The 537-nt window shown below is 54.9% G+C and carries 1 protein-coding gene and 1 pseudogene; both read left to right on the forward strand.

What is annotated here, in order from left to right:
* A pseudogene (locus DO97_RS27145) lies at positions 1-196 on the forward strand (hypothetical protein); the annotation flags it as partial.
* A gap of 11 nt (positions 197-207) precedes the next feature.
* The coding region (locus DO97_RS23490; protein ID WP_420805902.1) for a SixA phosphatase family protein at positions 208-537 on the forward strand (330 nt) is incomplete at its 3' end.

The following is a 537-nucleotide window of genomic DNA, read 5'->3' on the forward strand; positions in this document are numbered from 1 at the left end:
ATCTAATGCACGGCGTAATCTGGAGCTAACAGCCCCCATGAACTGGGCTGAATCGATGGAGACACCTATGGCAACGTCGGAATTATACCTGATTCGCCACGGCTTAGCTGGAACGTGGGGAACCTATTCCCGGGATGAAGAGCGGCCTTTGACCGGGAGGGTCAGCACAAAACTCGCCTGGTTGCTCAACGCTTAAAAGATCTCGGCCTGCAGTTTGACCTGATTCTCACCAGTCCCCTGATCCGGGCTCAGCAAACTGCCACCATCTTGAAAGCAGTAGGACTGAGTCCTCAGATGGAAACTACCCCCTTACTGGCTCCAGAGGGGGCGATCGCTCCCTGGCTCGATTGGTTTGAGCAGTGGCGCGAGGGAAATCCTTCCCCTAATCCGCGCAAACTGGCCCTGGTGGGGCATCAACCCAACCTCAGTCACTGGGCGGAAATGTTGGTATGGGGCACCAGCAGTGGGTCGATTCTGTTGAAGAAAGCTGGAGTAATCGGTCTATTCCTGCCGGAAGCTGGCAATCTCCTTAGTAAT

It is taken from the genome of Neosynechococcus sphagnicola sy1, assembly GCF_000775285.1.
GTDB classification, from domain to species: Bacteria; Cyanobacteriota; Cyanobacteriia; order Neosynechococcales; family Neosynechococcaceae; genus Neosynechococcus; species Neosynechococcus sphagnicola.